16 protein-coding genes are annotated in these 16,497 nt (G+C 36.0%); 6 read left to right on the plus strand and 10 right to left on the minus strand.

What is annotated here, in order from left to right:
- Positions 1-11 precede the first annotated feature (11 nt).
- The 7 genes from BT127_RS11635 to BT127_RS11665 form a co-directional block, all read right to left on the minus strand.
- Positions 12-3,659, minus strand: a complete 3,648-nt coding sequence (locus BT127_RS11635; RefSeq protein ID WP_075425163.1) for a leucine-rich repeat protein — start codon at positions 3,657-3,659, stop codon at positions 12-14.
- 585 nt (positions 3,660-4,244) lie between these two features.
- Positions 4,245-4,565, minus strand: a complete 321-nt coding sequence (locus BT127_RS11640) for a hypothetical protein (protein ID WP_075425164.1) — start codon at positions 4,563-4,565, stop codon at positions 4,245-4,247.
- A 138-nt stretch (positions 4,566-4,703) separates the two neighbouring features.
- Complete coding sequence (locus BT127_RS11645; RefSeq protein ID WP_075425165.1) at positions 4,704-7,805, minus strand: type I restriction endonuclease subunit R; 3,102 nt, start codon at positions 7,803-7,805, stop codon at positions 4,704-4,706.
- Positions 7,802-8,665, minus strand: coding sequence for a DUF4238 domain-containing protein (locus tag BT127_RS11650; protein ID WP_075425166.1), 864 nt, complete (start codon positions 8,663-8,665; stop codon positions 7,802-7,804). The genes BT127_RS11645 and BT127_RS11650 overlap by 4 nt, the downstream gene beginning before the upstream one ends.
- Positions 8,666-9,871, minus strand: a complete 1,206-nt coding sequence (locus BT127_RS11655; protein WP_075425167.1) for a restriction endonuclease subunit S — start codon at positions 9,869-9,871, stop codon at positions 8,666-8,668.
- 25 nt (positions 9,872-9,896) lie between these two features.
- Positions 9,897-10,112: a hypothetical protein gene (locus tag BT127_RS11660; RefSeq protein ID WP_075425168.1), complete on the minus strand. Its 216-nt coding sequence runs from the start codon at positions 10,110-10,112 to the stop codon at positions 9,897-9,899.
- An 18-nt stretch (positions 10,113-10,130) separates the two neighbouring features.
- A complete protein-coding gene (locus BT127_RS11665; RefSeq protein WP_139275516.1) occupies positions 10,131-11,699 on the minus strand; it encodes a type I restriction-modification system subunit M in 1,569 nt (522 codons plus the stop codon).
- Between the two features lie 328 nt (positions 11,700-12,027).
- On the opposite strand from BT127_RS11665, the gene BT127_RS11670 reads away from it, so the two are divergent.
- The 6 genes from BT127_RS11670 to BT127_RS11695 all read left to right on the plus strand — a co-directional run bounded on the left by BT127_RS11670 (position 12,028) and on the right by BT127_RS11695 (position 14,019).
- A complete protein-coding gene (locus BT127_RS11670; protein WP_075425169.1) occupies positions 12,028-12,222 on the plus strand; it encodes a hypothetical protein in 195 nt (64 codons plus the stop codon).
- Between the two features lie 2 nt (positions 12,223-12,224).
- Positions 12,225-12,422, plus strand: coding sequence for a hypothetical protein (locus tag BT127_RS11675; RefSeq protein ID WP_075425170.1), 198 nt, complete (start codon positions 12,225-12,227; stop codon positions 12,420-12,422).
- A 48-nt stretch (positions 12,423-12,470) separates the two neighbouring features.
- Positions 12,471-12,665, plus strand: coding sequence for a hypothetical protein (locus tag BT127_RS11680; RefSeq protein ID WP_075425171.1), 195 nt, complete (start codon positions 12,471-12,473; stop codon positions 12,663-12,665).
- 18 nt (positions 12,666-12,683) lie between these two features.
- Positions 12,684-13,247 (plus strand): hypothetical protein, encoded by a 564-nt coding sequence (locus BT127_RS11685; RefSeq protein ID WP_075425172.1) that lies wholly within the window; start codon positions 12,684-12,686, stop codon positions 13,245-13,247.
- A gap of 266 nt (positions 13,248-13,513) precedes the next feature.
- Positions 13,514-13,708: a hypothetical protein gene (locus BT127_RS11690; RefSeq protein ID WP_075425173.1), complete on the plus strand. Its 195-nt coding sequence runs from the start codon at positions 13,514-13,516 to the stop codon at positions 13,706-13,708.
- 86 nt (positions 13,709-13,794) lie between these two features.
- Positions 13,795-14,019 (plus strand): helix-turn-helix transcriptional regulator, encoded by a 225-nt coding sequence (locus BT127_RS11695; RefSeq protein ID WP_082335021.1) that lies wholly within the window; start codon positions 13,795-13,797, stop codon positions 14,017-14,019.
- A 75-nt stretch (positions 14,020-14,094) separates the two neighbouring features.
- Here the strand turns inward: BT127_RS11695 and BT127_RS11700 are convergent, their stop codons facing one another.
- From BT127_RS11700 to BT127_RS11710, 3 genes are all read right to left on the minus strand, one after another.
- Complete coding sequence (locus BT127_RS11700; protein WP_075425174.1) at positions 14,095-15,117, minus strand: zeta toxin family protein; 1,023 nt, start codon at positions 15,115-15,117, stop codon at positions 14,095-14,097.
- Complete coding sequence (locus BT127_RS11705; RefSeq protein WP_075425175.1) at positions 15,110-15,583, minus strand: helix-turn-helix domain-containing protein; 474 nt, start codon at positions 15,581-15,583, stop codon at positions 15,110-15,112. The genes BT127_RS11700 and BT127_RS11705 overlap by 8 nt, the downstream gene beginning before the upstream one ends.
- 125 nt (positions 15,584-15,708) lie before the next feature.
- Positions 15,709-16,416 carry a hypothetical protein gene (locus tag BT127_RS11710; RefSeq protein ID WP_075425176.1) on the minus strand — a complete coding sequence of 236 codons (708 nt, stop codon included), beginning with the start codon at positions 16,414-16,416 and terminating at the stop codon, positions 15,709-15,711.
- Positions 16,417-16,497 lie beyond the last annotated feature (81 nt).

A 16,497-nucleotide genomic window follows, 5' to 3' on the forward strand; every position in this document is an offset into this window, starting at 1 on the left:
CAGTATTAATTTCAGTGATTCATGTATGCTTTAAAATTTAAGGATCCGCCTGTAGATAGGTATGAATAGTACTGAAGAATCAGAGTTGCATCCGAAGCATCTATCTTGCTATCTTCGTTTATGTCTGCTGCTTTCTGCTGAGCTTCCGTGAGCTGTATAGGCTCGCCTGTTGACAGCAGTGAATAGTTAACGAGAACGAGCGTTGCATCGGTTGCATCAATTTTTCCATCTCCATTAACGTCTCCTAAATTACTACTGGAATCTTTAACAGAAACGGTTGATTTTATTGCTGCTGTACCTGCATAGCTTACAATCTTATCAGTAATTGTCACACTTTTAATTTGATTTGTAAACTCACCTGAAATAATAAATGTATCAGTATATTTGTCCTTTTCGTTGACAAGTTGAGGCGATATTGTATATTCGCCTTCAAATCTGTCAATTATGATTGACTTATTGGTTACAGATGATATATCTATATATTTTGATAATTCAACTATAATGTTGCCATTGTTCATTTCGGCAGATATAATTTCTGGTGCGTCTTTATTAATAAGTGCAAAATTAACGCCGGTTTGAATAGGCGGAACTGTCAGCCATTCACTTTCAATAGTTTCATATCCATCTTTTTCGCAAACGACTTTCCATAAACCTTCAGGTACATCCCACGCATAGCTGCCGTCCGATTCTGAATAAAGTGTACTTTTTTGATCATAATCTTCTGCATTCCAAAGTACCGTTTCGTCAGTTTCTGGATCTTTATAATAGATAGTCAGCTTTGCATCTTTGATTCTATTAGAATCTATTGCTTCATATACATAGCCACTGGGATCAAGTATGGAACGTGGATATCCATTTCGTTTATAATATTCATCAATTTCGTCATCCAAATATAATTCCAAAGTATCTAACAACTTATCTATAGCATAACTTGCAATTTCATTAAATACTGGTATTTCAATAAAATTCCAAGCGAGAGTGTTTACAGTTTTCGCCCAGACTATTACTGCAGCTTTGGCCTTTAATTCTTTAGAATCAAGATTATCTATTCTTCTTATATAATCTGACCATGCATTTTTTAAATCGTTAGCTTGCAGCAAATAGTCAAACGGTTTTAAAACATCATATCCACCCACAAATACTTCTAAGGAATCATACCCTAAATTGTATACTTGTGCTGTTTTTTTACTATTTGATGAGTCGGAAACTTTGAGGACAGACATACTTCCTAATGTGTAATTACTATATTTGGGATTAGTGAATGCTGCCGCTTTAAATTGTCCGTTAGATTCTTCTCTAACTCCATCTATTCTTGTATAATACTTATATTTAACCCCATCTTCTTCAGCAATATATGCTGTATTATCAAAGCCATAATCCATTGGATTTTCAGCTATTTCATTAGCTGTAACCTTACGATTATCGATGTATATTTCTTCTGATATTCCAGAATAAACATTTAAATCTAATTTATCTAATCCATTAGATAATTCTACTGAATATATTGTTTCTGTTTCATTATTTTCAATTATGTTGATTGTACTGTTGTTTTTTATTTCATCTGAAATGTATAATTCATCATCTTGATTATTAGTATCGATTTTTATTTCTTCTGCTTTAATTATTTTGACATTAAGTGCTCCCATTATGTAGTTGGTGTTATCAGGATCAAAATAGCCGTCTGTAATCCAAAGTTGTTTCTTTGCATCCCATTTAGCTTCCAAATATTTTGTAATATTACCTTTTTTGCTTGTAACGAATATTTGCGAAATTTGATCATTATGATCTGCTTCTATTTCAAACTGATAATATGTTGATGATAAGGTAAAAACAGGAGATACACCTTCAGTGAAAATTTTTGTGATATCTTCTCTCTTATCGCCATTATAAATAAGAGTTATTGATTTAATAGCAGGTTGATTTTCTTCGTAAACTATATTTTGTTTGTCACTTGAAATATCATTACATTTTGCGTAAATTGAATATGATTCGCCAGATTTTTTGCTTGGAAGAGTAATTGAAGTTGAATATTTGCCGGTATAGTTATTTGAAGTAACTTTTTTAACCTGCTTGTCATCAACGTATATCTCAACTTCGCTACCTTTATTTGCTAAACCGTGAACAGTAATATCAAAACTATTAGTTTTTTCCTGTGAATAGCAAGTGATATCGGGACAGTCAACATTAAGTCTTCCGATTGGCTGCTCCCACCACGAATTATTATAATCAAAGGTTAAGGCAGCATAAACCTGATAGTCTCCTACTTCTGTTATTCTCACACTGAAACGTAGTTCTCCTTCGGGTGAATTAACTGAAATAACACCGTTTTCAATTCCGTCGGTGTCCAAAACAAGATTCTTACTTTGAATGGTGTCAATCATAAGTGTTAATCCTTCTGGAATATCAAGGTGTATTTCATAATTATTAGCACTTTTAGCTACAGAAGGCATGAGCTTGTACTTAAGAGTATAATTTACAGTTCCATTAACAATTGCCTGATCAGAATTTGCGATAAGGTATGTGTTTGCTGAATCAAGAATGCTGAATCTTGTGTCATCAAGATTATCACAGCCTTCAAATGAATGAGCAGAGAAGTTAAACGTCTTTCTATTAGAATTAATTCTGTAAAGATTATTACAGTTAGCAAAAGCATAATCTCCAATTTCAGAAACAGAATCAGGAAGATGTATCGCTTTTAGGGTTGTACAGTTAGTAGCAAGATACTCAGGAATTATTTCTAATCCTGATTCAACAATAATAGTTTCGATGCTACTATCTTCTAAAGCATTCCAAGCTTCGGTAACTGTTTTAGGAAGGGTTATTTCTTTGATTCCTACACAACCAGTCAAAAAACCATAACCAAGTTTTGAAATGGATTGTCCGAATGAAAGTTCTGTTAATCGTTTACATCCACTAAAACAGTATTCACCGATCAATGTAACATTATCAGGAATACTAATTTTTTTAAGTAATGCACAGTTTTCAAATGCCCTGTTTCTGATTTCTGTGATGCTGTCAGGAATTGTAATTTCAGTAATTGAAGTACCTGAGAAAGCGCCATCACCTATAACATATCCATCAAGTGTATCTTCTTTTTCAGGAATTATTACAGATTTAACGCTGCTTGCATTACAGCATATGTAATCGGGAATATTTGCGATATCTTCTTCAAATGTAACTGTTTCAACGTTACTATCTTCTAAAGCATTCCAAGCTTCGGTAACTGTTTTAGGAATGGTTATTTCTTTGATTCCTACACAACCAGTCAAAAAACCATAACCAAGTTTTGAAACATTACTAAGTTCAATTGAGGTGATTTTTCTGTTTTCAGAAAATGCATAGTCTGCTATAGCTTTTATATTTTTCCCTTCTATTTCGTCAGGAATAACAAGTTTTGATGCTGTACCAGAATATCCACAGATTACAATTTCGTCATCTTCCTCGTAATACTCCCATCCGTCTGCAGTTATTTCCGCCCCCTCAGAGTTCGTTTTTACAAAATTAATGCTTGGGATCTTAGTTTCAATAAATGATGGTGAAATACTTTTTGCATTTATTCGAGGAATATTATTATCTGAAAATGAAGGGAAATAACCTATAGTTGCAGATAGCGTCAACGAGACAACTGATATGGTGGCTAATAATTTCTTGATTTTCATGGTTATCAACATCCTTTTTATTATAATTTTTTCATTACTATACAATAGTAATGTTTTTACCTTTTAATATTATAACGAATTATGTAAGGCAGATTATCGTTTTATCGATCTTATGAGACTAAACATTATTATTCAGCCTCAATCTCTTTTTTATATTTATAATAAGTATTTCTGCTAATCTTAGCGAGTGTCATGCACTTCTGATCAGAGAGAGAACCGCCGAAAGATTTAGAATGTTTTTTATAAGCTCCTCATAGTTCATCTTTTTAATTTTATTGTAAGTATCTCGGTTAATGATTTCTTTATTCATCGTAGCCGTAAGCAGATACTGAACACGTTTCAATACAATCATTTTTGTTTACTTTTAATTCAAATCTAACAGTTCCTTCAGGAACTAAACCAGTATGATATGCAACATAAGTCCAGTCAGTGTTTATTATTTTTTCGTTTTTATCTTTAAAATCACCTTCAACTTTTATATATTTGACACTTTTTTCCCTACGTTTTTGATAGTGCAGTACAATACGAATAGTTTGAATCTGAATTCACATTATCAATTATTATTTCTAAAACAGATTGTTTCGTTTAATAGTCATAACTCGTAGGCGAAGAATAAGGTATAAGTCTTACATAGTCTTTATTGAATAAAGTCTTCTTTATATTGGTAAATAGTGTTTTATTATATTTAAAATCTCCTTCATCATTAACTATATATTTTCCGCCTGTTTCAGTAATAAAGCTTCCTGTTCTATAATTCCATTTTGTTATTTTGTGTATTTCTTTTTTTGAACCCGATTCTCCTACTTTTAAAAAATCTATTAAGAAATCTTCTTTAACTTCAAGAAAATGTGATTCATTTCCAAGATAATAGGAATAATAATATGTTCCTTGCAAATTTGCTTTCATTTCTTCTTCTGAACTATAAGTAGTCCGACTGGCAAAAAATAAATAAACATAAGAGGACATATAATAATTACTATTCTAAGTTTTACTTTATTAGAAAAAATCATAAAATCCTCCCTGCATAAAACACTAAATATAGTATTATCCTATACTCCAGAACCTTTCAAAGAATATCTTAAGTTTTTCAATAACAGTTTCTTTTTTCTCCTTGCGATTACCACCACTAAAGCGTGATACCGCAGGAAGTATCTTGTCTATATCTGTTCCTGTAGTCTTTACTGTACCGTCACGAAAAGCTCTTTCTATGAATTGTCTTGTTTCCGTTTCTTTCAGCTTTTCTTCTTCGATAATGCTTTGGAGAGCTTTTTCACGTTCTTCGGCAACATAGCTGTGCCATTCGTCCATAATGTCCTCGACCTCATTAATTCCTGCGATGAAGTTCTCGATAAGGTCTTTTTTGCTTCTAAGTTCAGGACTTGCTTCAACAGCTTTCTGAATAGTTATAAGCACTTCTTTATCCATGCAATGACTGTCATGATATTTGGTTACAAGGATCAGAATGTAGTCTATATTTATTTCTATCTGTTTAATCAGCTCAATCTCAAATATGATATCATCATCTATATTTTCAAGAGTAGCCTTTATTCTGCGATTTTTCCATTCATCATGCAGATCCTGATATCGTCCGAGGTAGTCCTGAAAATCTCTCTCGGAGATAATCTCTTTGCCTTCAAACTCATCAAAGCTGACGAGCAGATTACGCATACGAAGTATAGCACCTATTAAAGATATGAATTCTTTCTGATTAGTCTCACCTATGATCTGAGGTTCATCTAATGGGAATTTGGTGAGAAGCTTGTCTATCAGATCAACATATCCGTCAACGTGCTTGCCTTTGCTGTCTTCATAACCGTTGTAGTAATCATCAAAGCTTTGTAATGTTACAATTCCTCCCGCTTCTTTGTCACCGAAAAGAGCGATTGCAGCATCGGTACGTTTCTGTAATGCTCGGAAGCAAACTATATTACCAAATGTCTTTATAGAATTGAGAATACGGTTTGTTCGGCTGTAAGCCTGTATCAGACCATGCATTTTGAGGTTCTTATCAACCCAAAGAGTGTTGAGCGTAGTTGCATCAAAACCTGTGAGGAACATATTTACAACGATAAGTAAGTCAAGTTCCTTATTCTTCATACGGAGAGATACATCCTTATAATAGTTCTGGAACTTATCGCTCGATGTATCGTAATTTGTATTGAACTGCTTATTATAGTCTTTTATTGCTTTTTCAAGGAAGTCTCTTGAAGTTGAGTCAAGAGCTGAGGTGTCTTCGGGATTTTCTTCGTCTATAATTCCGTCAGGATCATCTTCATTAGCTCCATAGCTGTATATAAGAGCTATTTTCAGTGCCTTGTCAGGTTTATCTTCCATTTGCTTCATGAATTCCTCATAATACAGCTTGGCAGCTTGTACCGAGGAAACTGCAAATATCGAGTTGAAACCACTTAAATGCTGTTTTCGCTTGATTTCCTTTACTTGTGAACGCCTTTTATCGGCAGCTACTTCTGAAATGTTTGTGAGCACATTGTAGCTGTAAGTGCGTTCGTTTCGATAAGTTTTCTGATTGAAGTGATCTAAGATATATTCTGTGACTTTAGTAATACGCTTTGGTGACATATAGGCGCTTTCACGGTCAATATCCCAAACTTTGACATCTTCAATATCTTCCTCTTTATCCATAGTCTTGATGTAGTCCACACGGAAAGGAAGAACATTCTTATCGTTGATAGCGTCAACAATAGTATATGTATGCAGCTGATCTCCGAAAGCCTGTTCAGTTGTACAGAGGTTCGGATTTTTTACTGCGCCTGAATTGACTGCAAATATAGGCGTTCCTGTAAATCCGAAAAGATGATACTTCTTGAACTTTTTTGTTATAGACGAATGCATATCACCGAACTGACTGCGGTGACATTCATCGAATATAATAACAACTCTCTTATCGTATACATCATGAGTAGGATTTTTCTTTATAAATGTAGAGAGCTTCTGTATTGTGGTGATGATTATACGGCAGTCTGAGTTTTCAAGCTGTCTTTTAAGAACTGTTGTAGAAGTGTTGCTGTTGGCAGCTCCCTTTTCAAAACGGTCATATTCACGCATCGTCTGATAGTCGAGGTCCTTACGGTCAACTACAAACAGCACCTTATCAATATAATCGAGTTTTGAAGCCAGACGTGCAGACTTGAACGATGTCAAGGTCTTGCCGCTTCCTGTTGTGTGCCAGATGTAGCCACCACCTGCGACAGAGCCGTACTTTTTATAGTTGTTGGCTATTTCGATACGATTCAATATACGTTCAGTCGCTACTATCTGATAAGGACGCATTACAAGCAGCATATTCTCAGCTGTAAAAACGCAGTATTTTGTCAGGATATTCAGTATAGTATGCTTTGCAAAAAAAGTCTTTGTGAAGTCCACAAGATCGGGAATGACCTTGTTATTAGCATCTGCCCAGAAAGAAGTGAACTCGAAAGAGTTGCTTGTACGTGTTTTATTACGAGTTTTCTGAGCGTTCCTGACAGCGTTATCACGGGTAGTATTGGAGTAATACTTTGTATTCGTACCATTGGAGATAACGAATATCTGTACATACTCGTACAGACCGCTGCCAGACCAGAAGCTGTCACGCTGATAGCGGTTTATCTGATTGAAGGCTTCACGTATAGGCACACCACGCCTTTTAAGCTCTATGTGAACCAATGGGAAACCGTTTACAAGCACAGTTACGTCATAACGGTTCTTTCTTGAACCAGTATCGACTGCATACTGATTTATGACCTGTAAGCAGTTATTATGGATATTCTTTTTGTCGATAAGAGTGATGTTCTTGCTTGTACCGTCATCACGCTTCAAGGTCTTTACATGATCTTCCTGTATAGTTCTTGTTTTTTCGACTATTCCTTCATTGGCATTGGCGATATATTCGGTAAAGAAACGTTTCCACTCGCTATCAGAAAAGGAATAGTTATTGAGCTTTTCGAGCTGAGTCCGCAGATTGGCGATGAGATCATCTTCCTTGTGTATGGTAAGATACTCGTAGCCAAGTTCGCCCAGACGGCGGATGAACTCTTTTTCAAGGTCAGCTTCACTCTGATAACTGTCAGCTGAGCGTGGTTCGGGTATGTACTCGGTAACAACGGTATTCTCATTCGTTGCTGCGACTATATTGAAGTAGCTCATACTTTTCCCCTTTCTTTAATAATCCATTTTATTTGCTTTTCTGTGAATCGAGAATTAGAATATATCCATCGCTGACAATGTTGGGCAATAGCACTATTGAAATAATTAATACCGTTTGTGTTAATTTCAACAAGCCGATTATAATATTCTTTTTTTGTTTTTTTCAATGGTTTCATATATAATAATAAGTATGAAGAAATTGGCATTATAACTTCATCAATTTTCGAAATCATACTTTTTTCATCATATGAGCCATGCAAAATAACTGGTTTGTCACTTGCTAAAAAGCACTTTTTATTTGTTTTTACTATCTGAAAACTCATGTTTTCAAATAATTTCAGCATCAAACACAGAAGATTCTTATCTTCTGGTATGAGTTTATTATATATTGGTAAACACGTTTGTAATGCAATGTTTCTTGCTGTTGCATCAGTTACATTTTTATTAATTGATTCAAAGGCTGTTTGTTGAGCTATATTTATAATGTCAGGATTTCTAAGAATTAATGTGGATATAAAAAAAATAAGAAAGCTCTTTTCTTTTGTGCTTAAAAAACATAATGTTTGATAATTGGCGTTATTATTCGCCTTAGACAATATTGAATGAAAAACGTTCGCGAATTCACCTTCAAATTTTCCAAAACAAGTTTCTATAAGATTCCTGTTTATAAAATTGCCAGAATTATCAGTAAATTCATATAGATTTTTCTTATAACAAATACTTTGGATGGAAACAGGATTCAGTGTTTGTTTATTTGAAATAACATCATATTGATAAAGTCTCTCTCCGTCCATAGTAAAACTTCTAAGATAAAACTGAGGAATAAAATGCTCATTAACTGTAGGTTTATTCTTTAACATTTATATCTCCTTGAAAGAAATCAGCTTGTCCCGATAATATTCATACTGTTTCCGTCTTGCTTCTATTTCCGCAGGCAAGCCCTCGGAAATATCATTGCAGAGCTTGTCGAAGCGGTCGAGGATTGATACTATGCGTTTTTGTTCTTCTATTGGCGGAATTGGTACAGGATATTCATTCAGCATAGGTCTTCTAATTGATGAAACAGAAGAATGGAATCCTGCTTTTGAAATATAATCATAAAAAGTTGCTTTCATATAGTAGAAGAAAAATTTAGGCATTACATCACTCGAAACTATATGTATTCTGTATGCTCTTTGATGCAAAGCATATTTTCCCTCATAATAATGAAATACTTTTCCGACACCAACACCGTCACCGGCTGTAATGATAGCAGTTTCATCATATTCATAGTTGTTTTTCCTTAGCGGTTCTTGTGAACGAACAAAGAAAGTATATTGCCCATCTTCAACTGCTTCATTAGTATTGCTACTTCCTGTACCAATTTCGGCAAGCATTTGTAATGTTCGCCATTCGCACTCACTTGTCGCCCCCTTGTGGACACCGAAGTTTAACAGGAGGTCACGATAGTATTCGTACTGCTTTTTACGAGTTGTAAGCTCTGCTGTAAGCTCTGCTGTAAGCTCCGTGAAATTGTCAAGTACCTTGACAATTTCAGCCTGTACCTCTATTGGTGGGACAGGGATTTGAAACTCTCTAATATCTTCTATAGTAACCGTAGCCTGTCCTGCACCTTTTATCTTCCTAAATATTTGTTTTTGTCCTTGATGAGATGTTAGATAATAATATAAGAAATCTATATTACATTCCTGTTTAGGTTTAGCAACACATATCGCTCCACCAAGAAATGCTTTGCGTTCTCCTGAGAATAAACCAACATTACCGATACTTGCACCTACAATTGAAAATAATATACATTTTCTATCAAGAAGTATTTTAGGATAGTTTTCTGCTACATTTATAGGGATATAATAATCTGTTTCATAGTCGAAATTTTTACCAGTAAAAAATTTAGTTTGAATATATGGTAACGAATTAGGCATTTTCTCTCTTTTTAAAGAGTCTTTTATTGTATTAGTGTAGTCAAAACCTGTTTGCTTAGTTATAATATCGCACATATCATCAAAACGCTTATATTCAACCCCATTCGGGCAAAGCTCTTTTATCAGTTGTTCAAGTTTGGTCATTTTTATCTTCCCCGTTTTTGAACTGTTATTTCAACGCATCTGCTTCTATTTTGATAGCAGTCTGAATGGTTTTGGCATCGTCGTATGTATGCCCGCGTGCTGACACTATCAAAAAATACGGGCTTGTCAATCTGGCTGCAAGTGTTGCAGCTGTCCAAACTTCACGTTTTTCAGAGCTGAAACTACTCATTAAACGTTTCTTATCTCGATATGTCACTTCAAACATATATCTCTGATCCATGTTCTTATCCTCCATTCCTTATTCTGGATTCTCAATTTCCGAAATTATCTTATCAATTTCCGCTCTCAGCACATCCTCACGCTTAACGATCTCAGCAATTTCTGCATTGAGAACAGAAATATCAATTACTTCTCTTGTGTCCTCCTGTTCAACATAGGTCGAAACAGACAGATTATAGTCATTCTCGGCTATTTCGTCATTAGCAACAAGTCGGCAGAAGTATTCGCTGTCAGTCTGCTCTGTGAAAGCTGTTACTATCTTAGAGATATTTTCCTCTGTCAGCTTATTATTGTTTGTTACCTTTACGCACTCCTTTGATGCATCAATAAAAAGAGTGTTATTCTGAGTCTTATTCTTCTTCATAACCATTATACATGTAGCGATAGACGTACCATAGAACAGGTTGTCGGGAAGCTGTATAACGCAGTCTATGAAGTTGTTATCCACCAGATACTTGCGTATCTTCTGTTCAGCTCCGCCACGATACATCACACCGGGGAAACATACGATAGCAGCGGCACCGTTGCTTGCAAGCCACGCCAGAGAGTGCATAATAAATGCAAGGTCTGCTTTTGACTTTGGGGCAAGCACTCCTGCAGGAGAGAAACGAGGATCATTGATAAGCAGCGGATTCGCATCGCCCTCCCACTTTATCGAGTATGGGGGATTTGATACAATGACCTCAAAAGGCTCATCGTCCCAATGCTGTGGCTCAACGAGTGTATCTTCGTGAGCAATATTGAATTTATCGTAATCAATATCGTGCAGGAACATATTGATACGGCAGAGGTTATATGTTGTGATATTTATTTCCTGACCGAAGAAACCCTGACGGACCTTGTCTTTACCGAGAATCTTTGCAGCTTTCAGAAGCAGCGAACCCGAACCACAGGCAGGATCGTAAACTTTGTTGACCTCAGTTTTTCCTGCTGTTGCAAGTCTCGTCAGAAGCTCGGATACTTCCTGCGGAGTGAAGTATTCACCGCCAGATTTTCCTGCATTTGAAGCGTACATACCCATAAGGAACTCATACGCATCACCGAATGCATCTATAGTATTGTCCTTATAATCACCAAGCTGCATTGAAGCTACACCGTTCATAAGACTTACAAGGCGTTCATTTCGCTTTGCGACAGTGCCGCCGAGCTTATTGCTGTTTACATCGAAATCATCGAAAAGACCTTTGAAATCGTCCTCACTGTCACATCCCTGTGCGGAGCTTTCAATGTTATTGAATATGCGTTCTATCGTTTCATTGAGGTTTTCGTCTGTTTCTGCCTTGGCAAGTACATTGCAGAACAGTTCACTCGGAAGAATAAAGAATCCTTTTGTAGTAACCATGTCTTCACGTGCTGCTTCTGCTTCCTCGTCAGAGAGCGTTGCATAGTCGAAGTCAGGAGTACCAGCTTCAATCTCTCCGTCATTTATGTAATTCGTAAGATTTTCGGAAATATAGCGATAAAAAAGCATAACCAGAACATAGTTCTTGAAGTCCCAACCGTCCACGCTGCCCCTCAGATCATTAGCTATACCCCATATGGTTCTATGTAATTCAGCTCTTTCCTGTTCTTTTTTGTTATCTATCATAATGGCAGCTCCTTTTTATAAGTAAATGATACCTTATATTTTACTACATATTTCACATTTAGTCAATTGTTATTCTGTGAATTTTTTACAGATATGTAAAATTGTGCTATTATAGCACAATTATTGCAGGTTCATTTGGAAAAGAAAAAATGTGTATTATATCACAAACTATATACTTGCACAAAATAAATCACCAGAATTGTGCATGTATACAAAATTAACTCGATATCGAGATAAATCCACTGAAGCCTATTGAAATCAACTCAAAATTGAGTTATAATATAATTGTAAGGAAAACGCAGAGCCGAAAGGCAGAAAGGAAATAAAAATGGAACTTGGAACAAGAATAGTAACACCACGCTTTTGTACTGTAACGATCAGTGCAATCTTTGAGAATCCAGAGGACGCTGTTAAATGTGGATACACAGAGCCGACTCACGCTGTACTTCCTGAGTGGGATATAAAGGGAAAATCAATAGATATGTACCACATGGAATTCGCAGCTATCAGGAAAGGTGAATAACAATGATAAGAACGCTATATCAGGACAAATACAATCCCAACAAAACATGGGAAGTGACCTCAATATCACACGGATTTTACCTCAGACAGTACATTTGCAACAAGCAGTTCGGCAGAGGACTGAGAACAACAAGAGAATATTTGAGAAGTGTAGGAATACTTGATATGCAGATATTAATCAGAGAAGAAGTAAAGCGCTGAAAGCAGTTACCGAGCGGAGCTGAAAAGCTCCGCAGAAAGGAAACTATCATGAAAGAATATACATTTGTAATATTTAAACAGATAAGAAAAGAATGCGCTATGAACGATGATCCTGTGGTCGGATATGTTCACGGAATTCATGCAGATGCTCAGAGCGCTTGCAACGAGCTAAACGCTTACTCACCAGATTATCATTATTACATGGATTTAGACGAGCTGAAAGCTCATGGTTTTCAGATATAAGAAGGGAGAGATACTACAATGAGAAAGATAACACTAAAAAATGCCGACAAGCTCCAGACAGTCGAGATAACCTATGACGGATTCAATTACAACGGCACTCTGATACAGCACGGAGCGCTCATGATCGTCAAGTCAACAATGGAATTTATAATAGGTGGAGCTGATGAAGCTGTCGAGTACATCCAGATCGCAGTCAAAGAGAACGGCTTCGCAGCTTACGATGAATACAGAATGAAGTTAACAACCCTCAGGGAAATCGTCTACGCCGTAGACAGCATTGAAAAGCCTTGTGAGCTGAAGCCAAAGCCAGAGTACCCACAGATATTTGAACCTGTTGAGGGGCAGATATATGAGAACAAAAACGGTATCAGCTACCTTTGCAGAAGGGTAGAACATGATGAGCACGATAAGTACACAAGACAGGTAGAATTCTTATCAAGGTCAGGTTGGTATCTGATAGCGGATTGTCCGAGACAGTATAAGGACGGTCACATCGAGTGGGATTCGTCCTATCAGGGACACTACATCGAGCTTGCAGAAGCTCATGGAATGTTTGCAAAAGCAGAAGGAAAGACCGAATAAGAAATGCAGCTGTCCTATCGGCAAAACGGGGAGAAAGGAGATATCATGCAAAAAAATTATTTGATACTCTGATAAGAAACTTAAAGAACTCACCGAAATGCGACATTCCTTCTGCAGATATTTTACAGGAATTATCTCTACAGATGACGTTTGAACAGATAAATACATATGCAAGACTGCTTGTCGATAAAGGCGCTGCAGAATATAACTATGGTAGAATAATCTTAAAAAATGGCTATCAGTTAATTTGAAAGGGGGCTTTGGTTATGAAGTGGTCTGATGAATGGAAGGGAACAGATATAGAGATTAAAGAGCTTATTGAATTCTATCTTAATGAAATTATGACAGCTTATAATGTGGAGCGCAAAACTGCTAAAAAATATTTGTTAGAAGCTTTTTCCAGATCTATTGTTGTAGCAAAAGTAAAAGAAATGTGCTACTCACTTTATAAAATGATTTGAAATGATGCAAACGCTTGACATTATCTCTATATTGAGATATAATAAATAATATACTAATTTATGCTGTTAATAGAAAGGGTATAATCATGAGAATAATATGCAACAATCTGAAAGAAATCAGAAAATCACAGAAGCTCACACAAGGTCAGCTCGCTGAAATGGTTGGATGTTCACAGGGGCGAATAGGTGACTATGAGAGTGGAAGATGTACTATTGAAAATATTACCCTTGGTGTTGCATTAAAACTTTCCAATGCTCTTGGCTGTACTATCGAAGATCTATTCACTATGGAAGCACCAACAGCTGAATAATCCATTTTTAGGTATAAAAATATACCCTCTCCTTTGCTTGTGCATGGAGAGGGTATTGTGCTATAATAGCACAATTTATATCTTCAATGACTTAGGTTTGCTGTTAAGTAGTTCATTAACCTTATCCTTTAACTCTGCCTGATACTTTACAGCGATTTTGCCGTCTTTACGGCTTACACTGAAATTTAAGCCAGAAGATGCAAGCTTTGTAAGCTCATCTTCACTGACTATCCGTATATAGTCAGCTCCATAGCTCAGACCATTCTTTCGGGCAATCGCAGAAATAATATCCTTATTGAATACTTTTTCTTTGAAGTCAGGCAACTCCGCAGCGTTCCGCTGCTCCATGAACTGCTGTGTTGTGTTATCGATAGTTATGAACTGATCAAGCTCAGACTGTGACCATTTACCTTTGAAGACTTCCTCCATTATCTTGTCGGGAGTAGTCGCAGGATTTTTGGACATATCATAAAGGCATACGCCCTCACGGTTGTATATAACGATATTATCAAACTGCTTGCTACTGTATATCTTACTCAGGTTACTCGGTAGCTGATCTATGATGTAATCATGCTTGTCCTTCGCTGTTGCCCTGGGCAACTTTCCTGCGGCAAGCTGCTTTTCATATCTGAGGATCGTACTCAAATACGAAATCTGCGGTTTTACGGCAACTAAAGCCAGTGTGACATTATATCCGTTATCTTTGAAGCCTTTACAAGTAGATAAAGGTACTTCCGCTGTTCGCAGAGTACCTTCTACAAGTATATTATATTTTTCAGCTTTTAGCCTTGACATTAGCATTTCGGTCATTTGTCCAGAAAACTTGCCAGTATATTCTACGCTGTCTTTACCGTATTTTTCTTGTAATGCTATATAATCAGGGTGCAACTCACGAAACTCATCTCCGTTAAGAACGATAAGATTCCCGTTACACTTAGCTTCCATTATTTTTTGAAGTCCAATTTTTCCTGCCCCCGGTTGTCCTCCTAAGACAAAGGCTTTTGGAGAACTATCTTTACTAAATTTTAATGTAAACTTTCGGTATTGCTTTTTAATTTCACGTTCGATAGCATCTATTGTGTAATCGCCGTCATTCATTGTTTTTTATCACCTCATTTGCGTAGTCACGAGCAAATTCAAATTTTGCTTTTATAAGGCTTAATTCTTCCATTGTATAATCCTTGCATACTAAAGAATGCTTAAGGTCAAAAATCATACTTTCCAGTATGTTCAATGGGTTTTTGGCATCATCTTCTAAGTGCTTTTCAATAACATACCGTGATATTGTTGCTTCAATGCTTGCAGCTACCTCGGTCATAACCTCGATTTCAAGTGTGTTAAAATAATCCATTTGTTGATCCTCCTTTATAGTCAGCTTTGCTTCCATACTGTCCAGAAGCTTTAATATTGTTGTGAGCTTAGGATCGGTAGTTTCTTTTTCAAGTCGAGCTATTACAGGCTGCGGAACACCACTCTTTGTGCTGAGCTGCGACTGTGTAATGTGGCGGTTATTTCTGAGCTGCACAAACGTTTTGATAAACTTTTCTTTTTCGTCAATTTCCATTTTATCTATCCTCCAGTATATATAATAATAACTTGTAAGTTATAATTTGTCAAGAGGGATTAAAATAAAACTCTCTCCACCATGTGTAAACAGGGGAGAGAGTCGGTGCTATAATAGCAAAGTTTTTATAACAGACGTAGCATTATTCTAAAAGTGATTGGAATTACCACTATCGAGAAAATTAAAAAGCCAAGAAGAAATGCGAGCGTAACTCCAAGAGAAACTATAAGAAGACCAATTACAGAGCATAAGCAGATATTTGAAGTGAATAGCAACGGCAATCTAACTAATACGCCCCATAATCCGCCGTATTTGATAACGGAAGCAACAATAGTTATTGTTGCTATTAATGAAAGCACAATAGCTACAGGAAGGATCCGATTAACACATAGATCAAGATTATCAGGGTATGAAGATTTAAAAATTAAGTGTATAATAACATAAAAGCCGATTATTAATGCAGGAGCAAGGACCGCCAAAAAATGCTTACATTGATATTTAAAACCATGGTATTTGGAAGCATTCCATGCATGATCAATATAGTCGTATTTCTTTATACTGCCAAGTGGCAGCCTGCTGAAAAACTCATGCATTGAATCTGAGAATAATAGGTCAAATAGCAGAGCCAATAGACCGATACCAATGAGGTAGCCTAACTGTAAGTTGTTATTAAAGGTATTGACTGTATCAATAATGAAGTTTAAGAAGATATTTTGCGTTATGTGAAGATGTTCTGTACTGCCTGAAAATAAAGCCAATATGATTTCATAAAAGCAAAAGACTGATAATGCCATTGATAACAAACAAAAAGTAACAGGTTTTATATTGCTCATCTTTTGACCACCTTTTTATAATTTGTGCTATTATAGCACATTTTTATTTTTGTACTGCGGAGAATCTACGTTATTTGTATT

It is taken from the genome of Ruminococcus sp. XPD3002, from assembly GCA_900119535.1.
Lineage (GTDB): Bacteria > Bacillota > Clostridia > Oscillospirales > Ruminococcaceae > Ruminococcus > Ruminococcus flavefaciens_H.

Coding starts and splice junctions, on each gene's coding strand:
- BT127_RS11635 (WP_075425163.1), bottom strand. CDS start 3,659: ATGAAAATCAAGAAATTATTAGCCACCATATCAGTTGTCTCGTTGACG.
- BT127_RS11640 (WP_075425164.1), bottom strand. CDS start 4,565: ATGAAAGCAAATTTGCAAGGAACATATTATTATTCCTATTATCTTGGA.
- BT127_RS11645 (WP_075425165.1), bottom strand. CDS start 7,805: ATGAGCTACTTCAATATAGTCGCAGCAACGAATGAGAATACCGTTGTT.
- BT127_RS11650 (WP_075425166.1), bottom strand. CDS start 8,665: ATGTTAAAGAATAAACCTACAGTTAATGAGCATTTTATTCCTCAGTTT.
- BT127_RS11655 (WP_075425167.1), bottom strand. CDS start 9,871: ATGACCAAACTTGAACAACTGATAAAAGAGCTTTGCCCGAATGGGGTT.
- BT127_RS11660 (WP_075425168.1), bottom strand. CDS start 10,112: ATGGATCAGAGATATATGTTTGAAGTGACATATCGAGATAAGAAACGT.
- BT127_RS11665 (WP_139275516.1), bottom strand. CDS start 11,699: ATGATAGATAACAAAAAAGAACAGGAAAGAGCTGAATTACATAGAACC.
- BT127_RS11670 (WP_075425169.1), top strand. CDS start 12,028: ATGGAACTTGGAACAAGAATAGTAACACCACGCTTTTGTACTGTAACG.
- BT127_RS11675 (WP_075425170.1), top strand. CDS start 12,225: ATGATAAGAACGCTATATCAGGACAAATACAATCCCAACAAAACATGG.
- BT127_RS11680 (WP_075425171.1), top strand. CDS start 12,471: ATGAAAGAATATACATTTGTAATATTTAAACAGATAAGAAAAGAATGC.
- BT127_RS11685 (WP_075425172.1), top strand. CDS start 12,684: ATGAGAAAGATAACACTAAAAAATGCCGACAAGCTCCAGACAGTCGAG.
- BT127_RS11690 (WP_075425173.1), top strand. CDS start 13,514: ATGAAGTGGTCTGATGAATGGAAGGGAACAGATATAGAGATTAAAGAG.
- BT127_RS11695 (WP_082335021.1), top strand. CDS start 13,795: ATGAGAATAATATGCAACAATCTGAAAGAAATCAGAAAATCACAGAAG.
- BT127_RS11700 (WP_075425174.1), bottom strand. CDS start 15,117: ATGAATGACGGCGATTACACAATAGATGCTATCGAACGTGAAATTAAA.
- BT127_RS11705 (WP_075425175.1), bottom strand. CDS start 15,583: ATGGAAATTGACGAAAAAGAAAAGTTTATCAAAACGTTTGTGCAGCTC.
- BT127_RS11710 (WP_075425176.1), bottom strand. CDS start 16,416: ATGAGCAATATAAAACCTGTTACTTTTTGTTTGTTATCAATGGCATTA.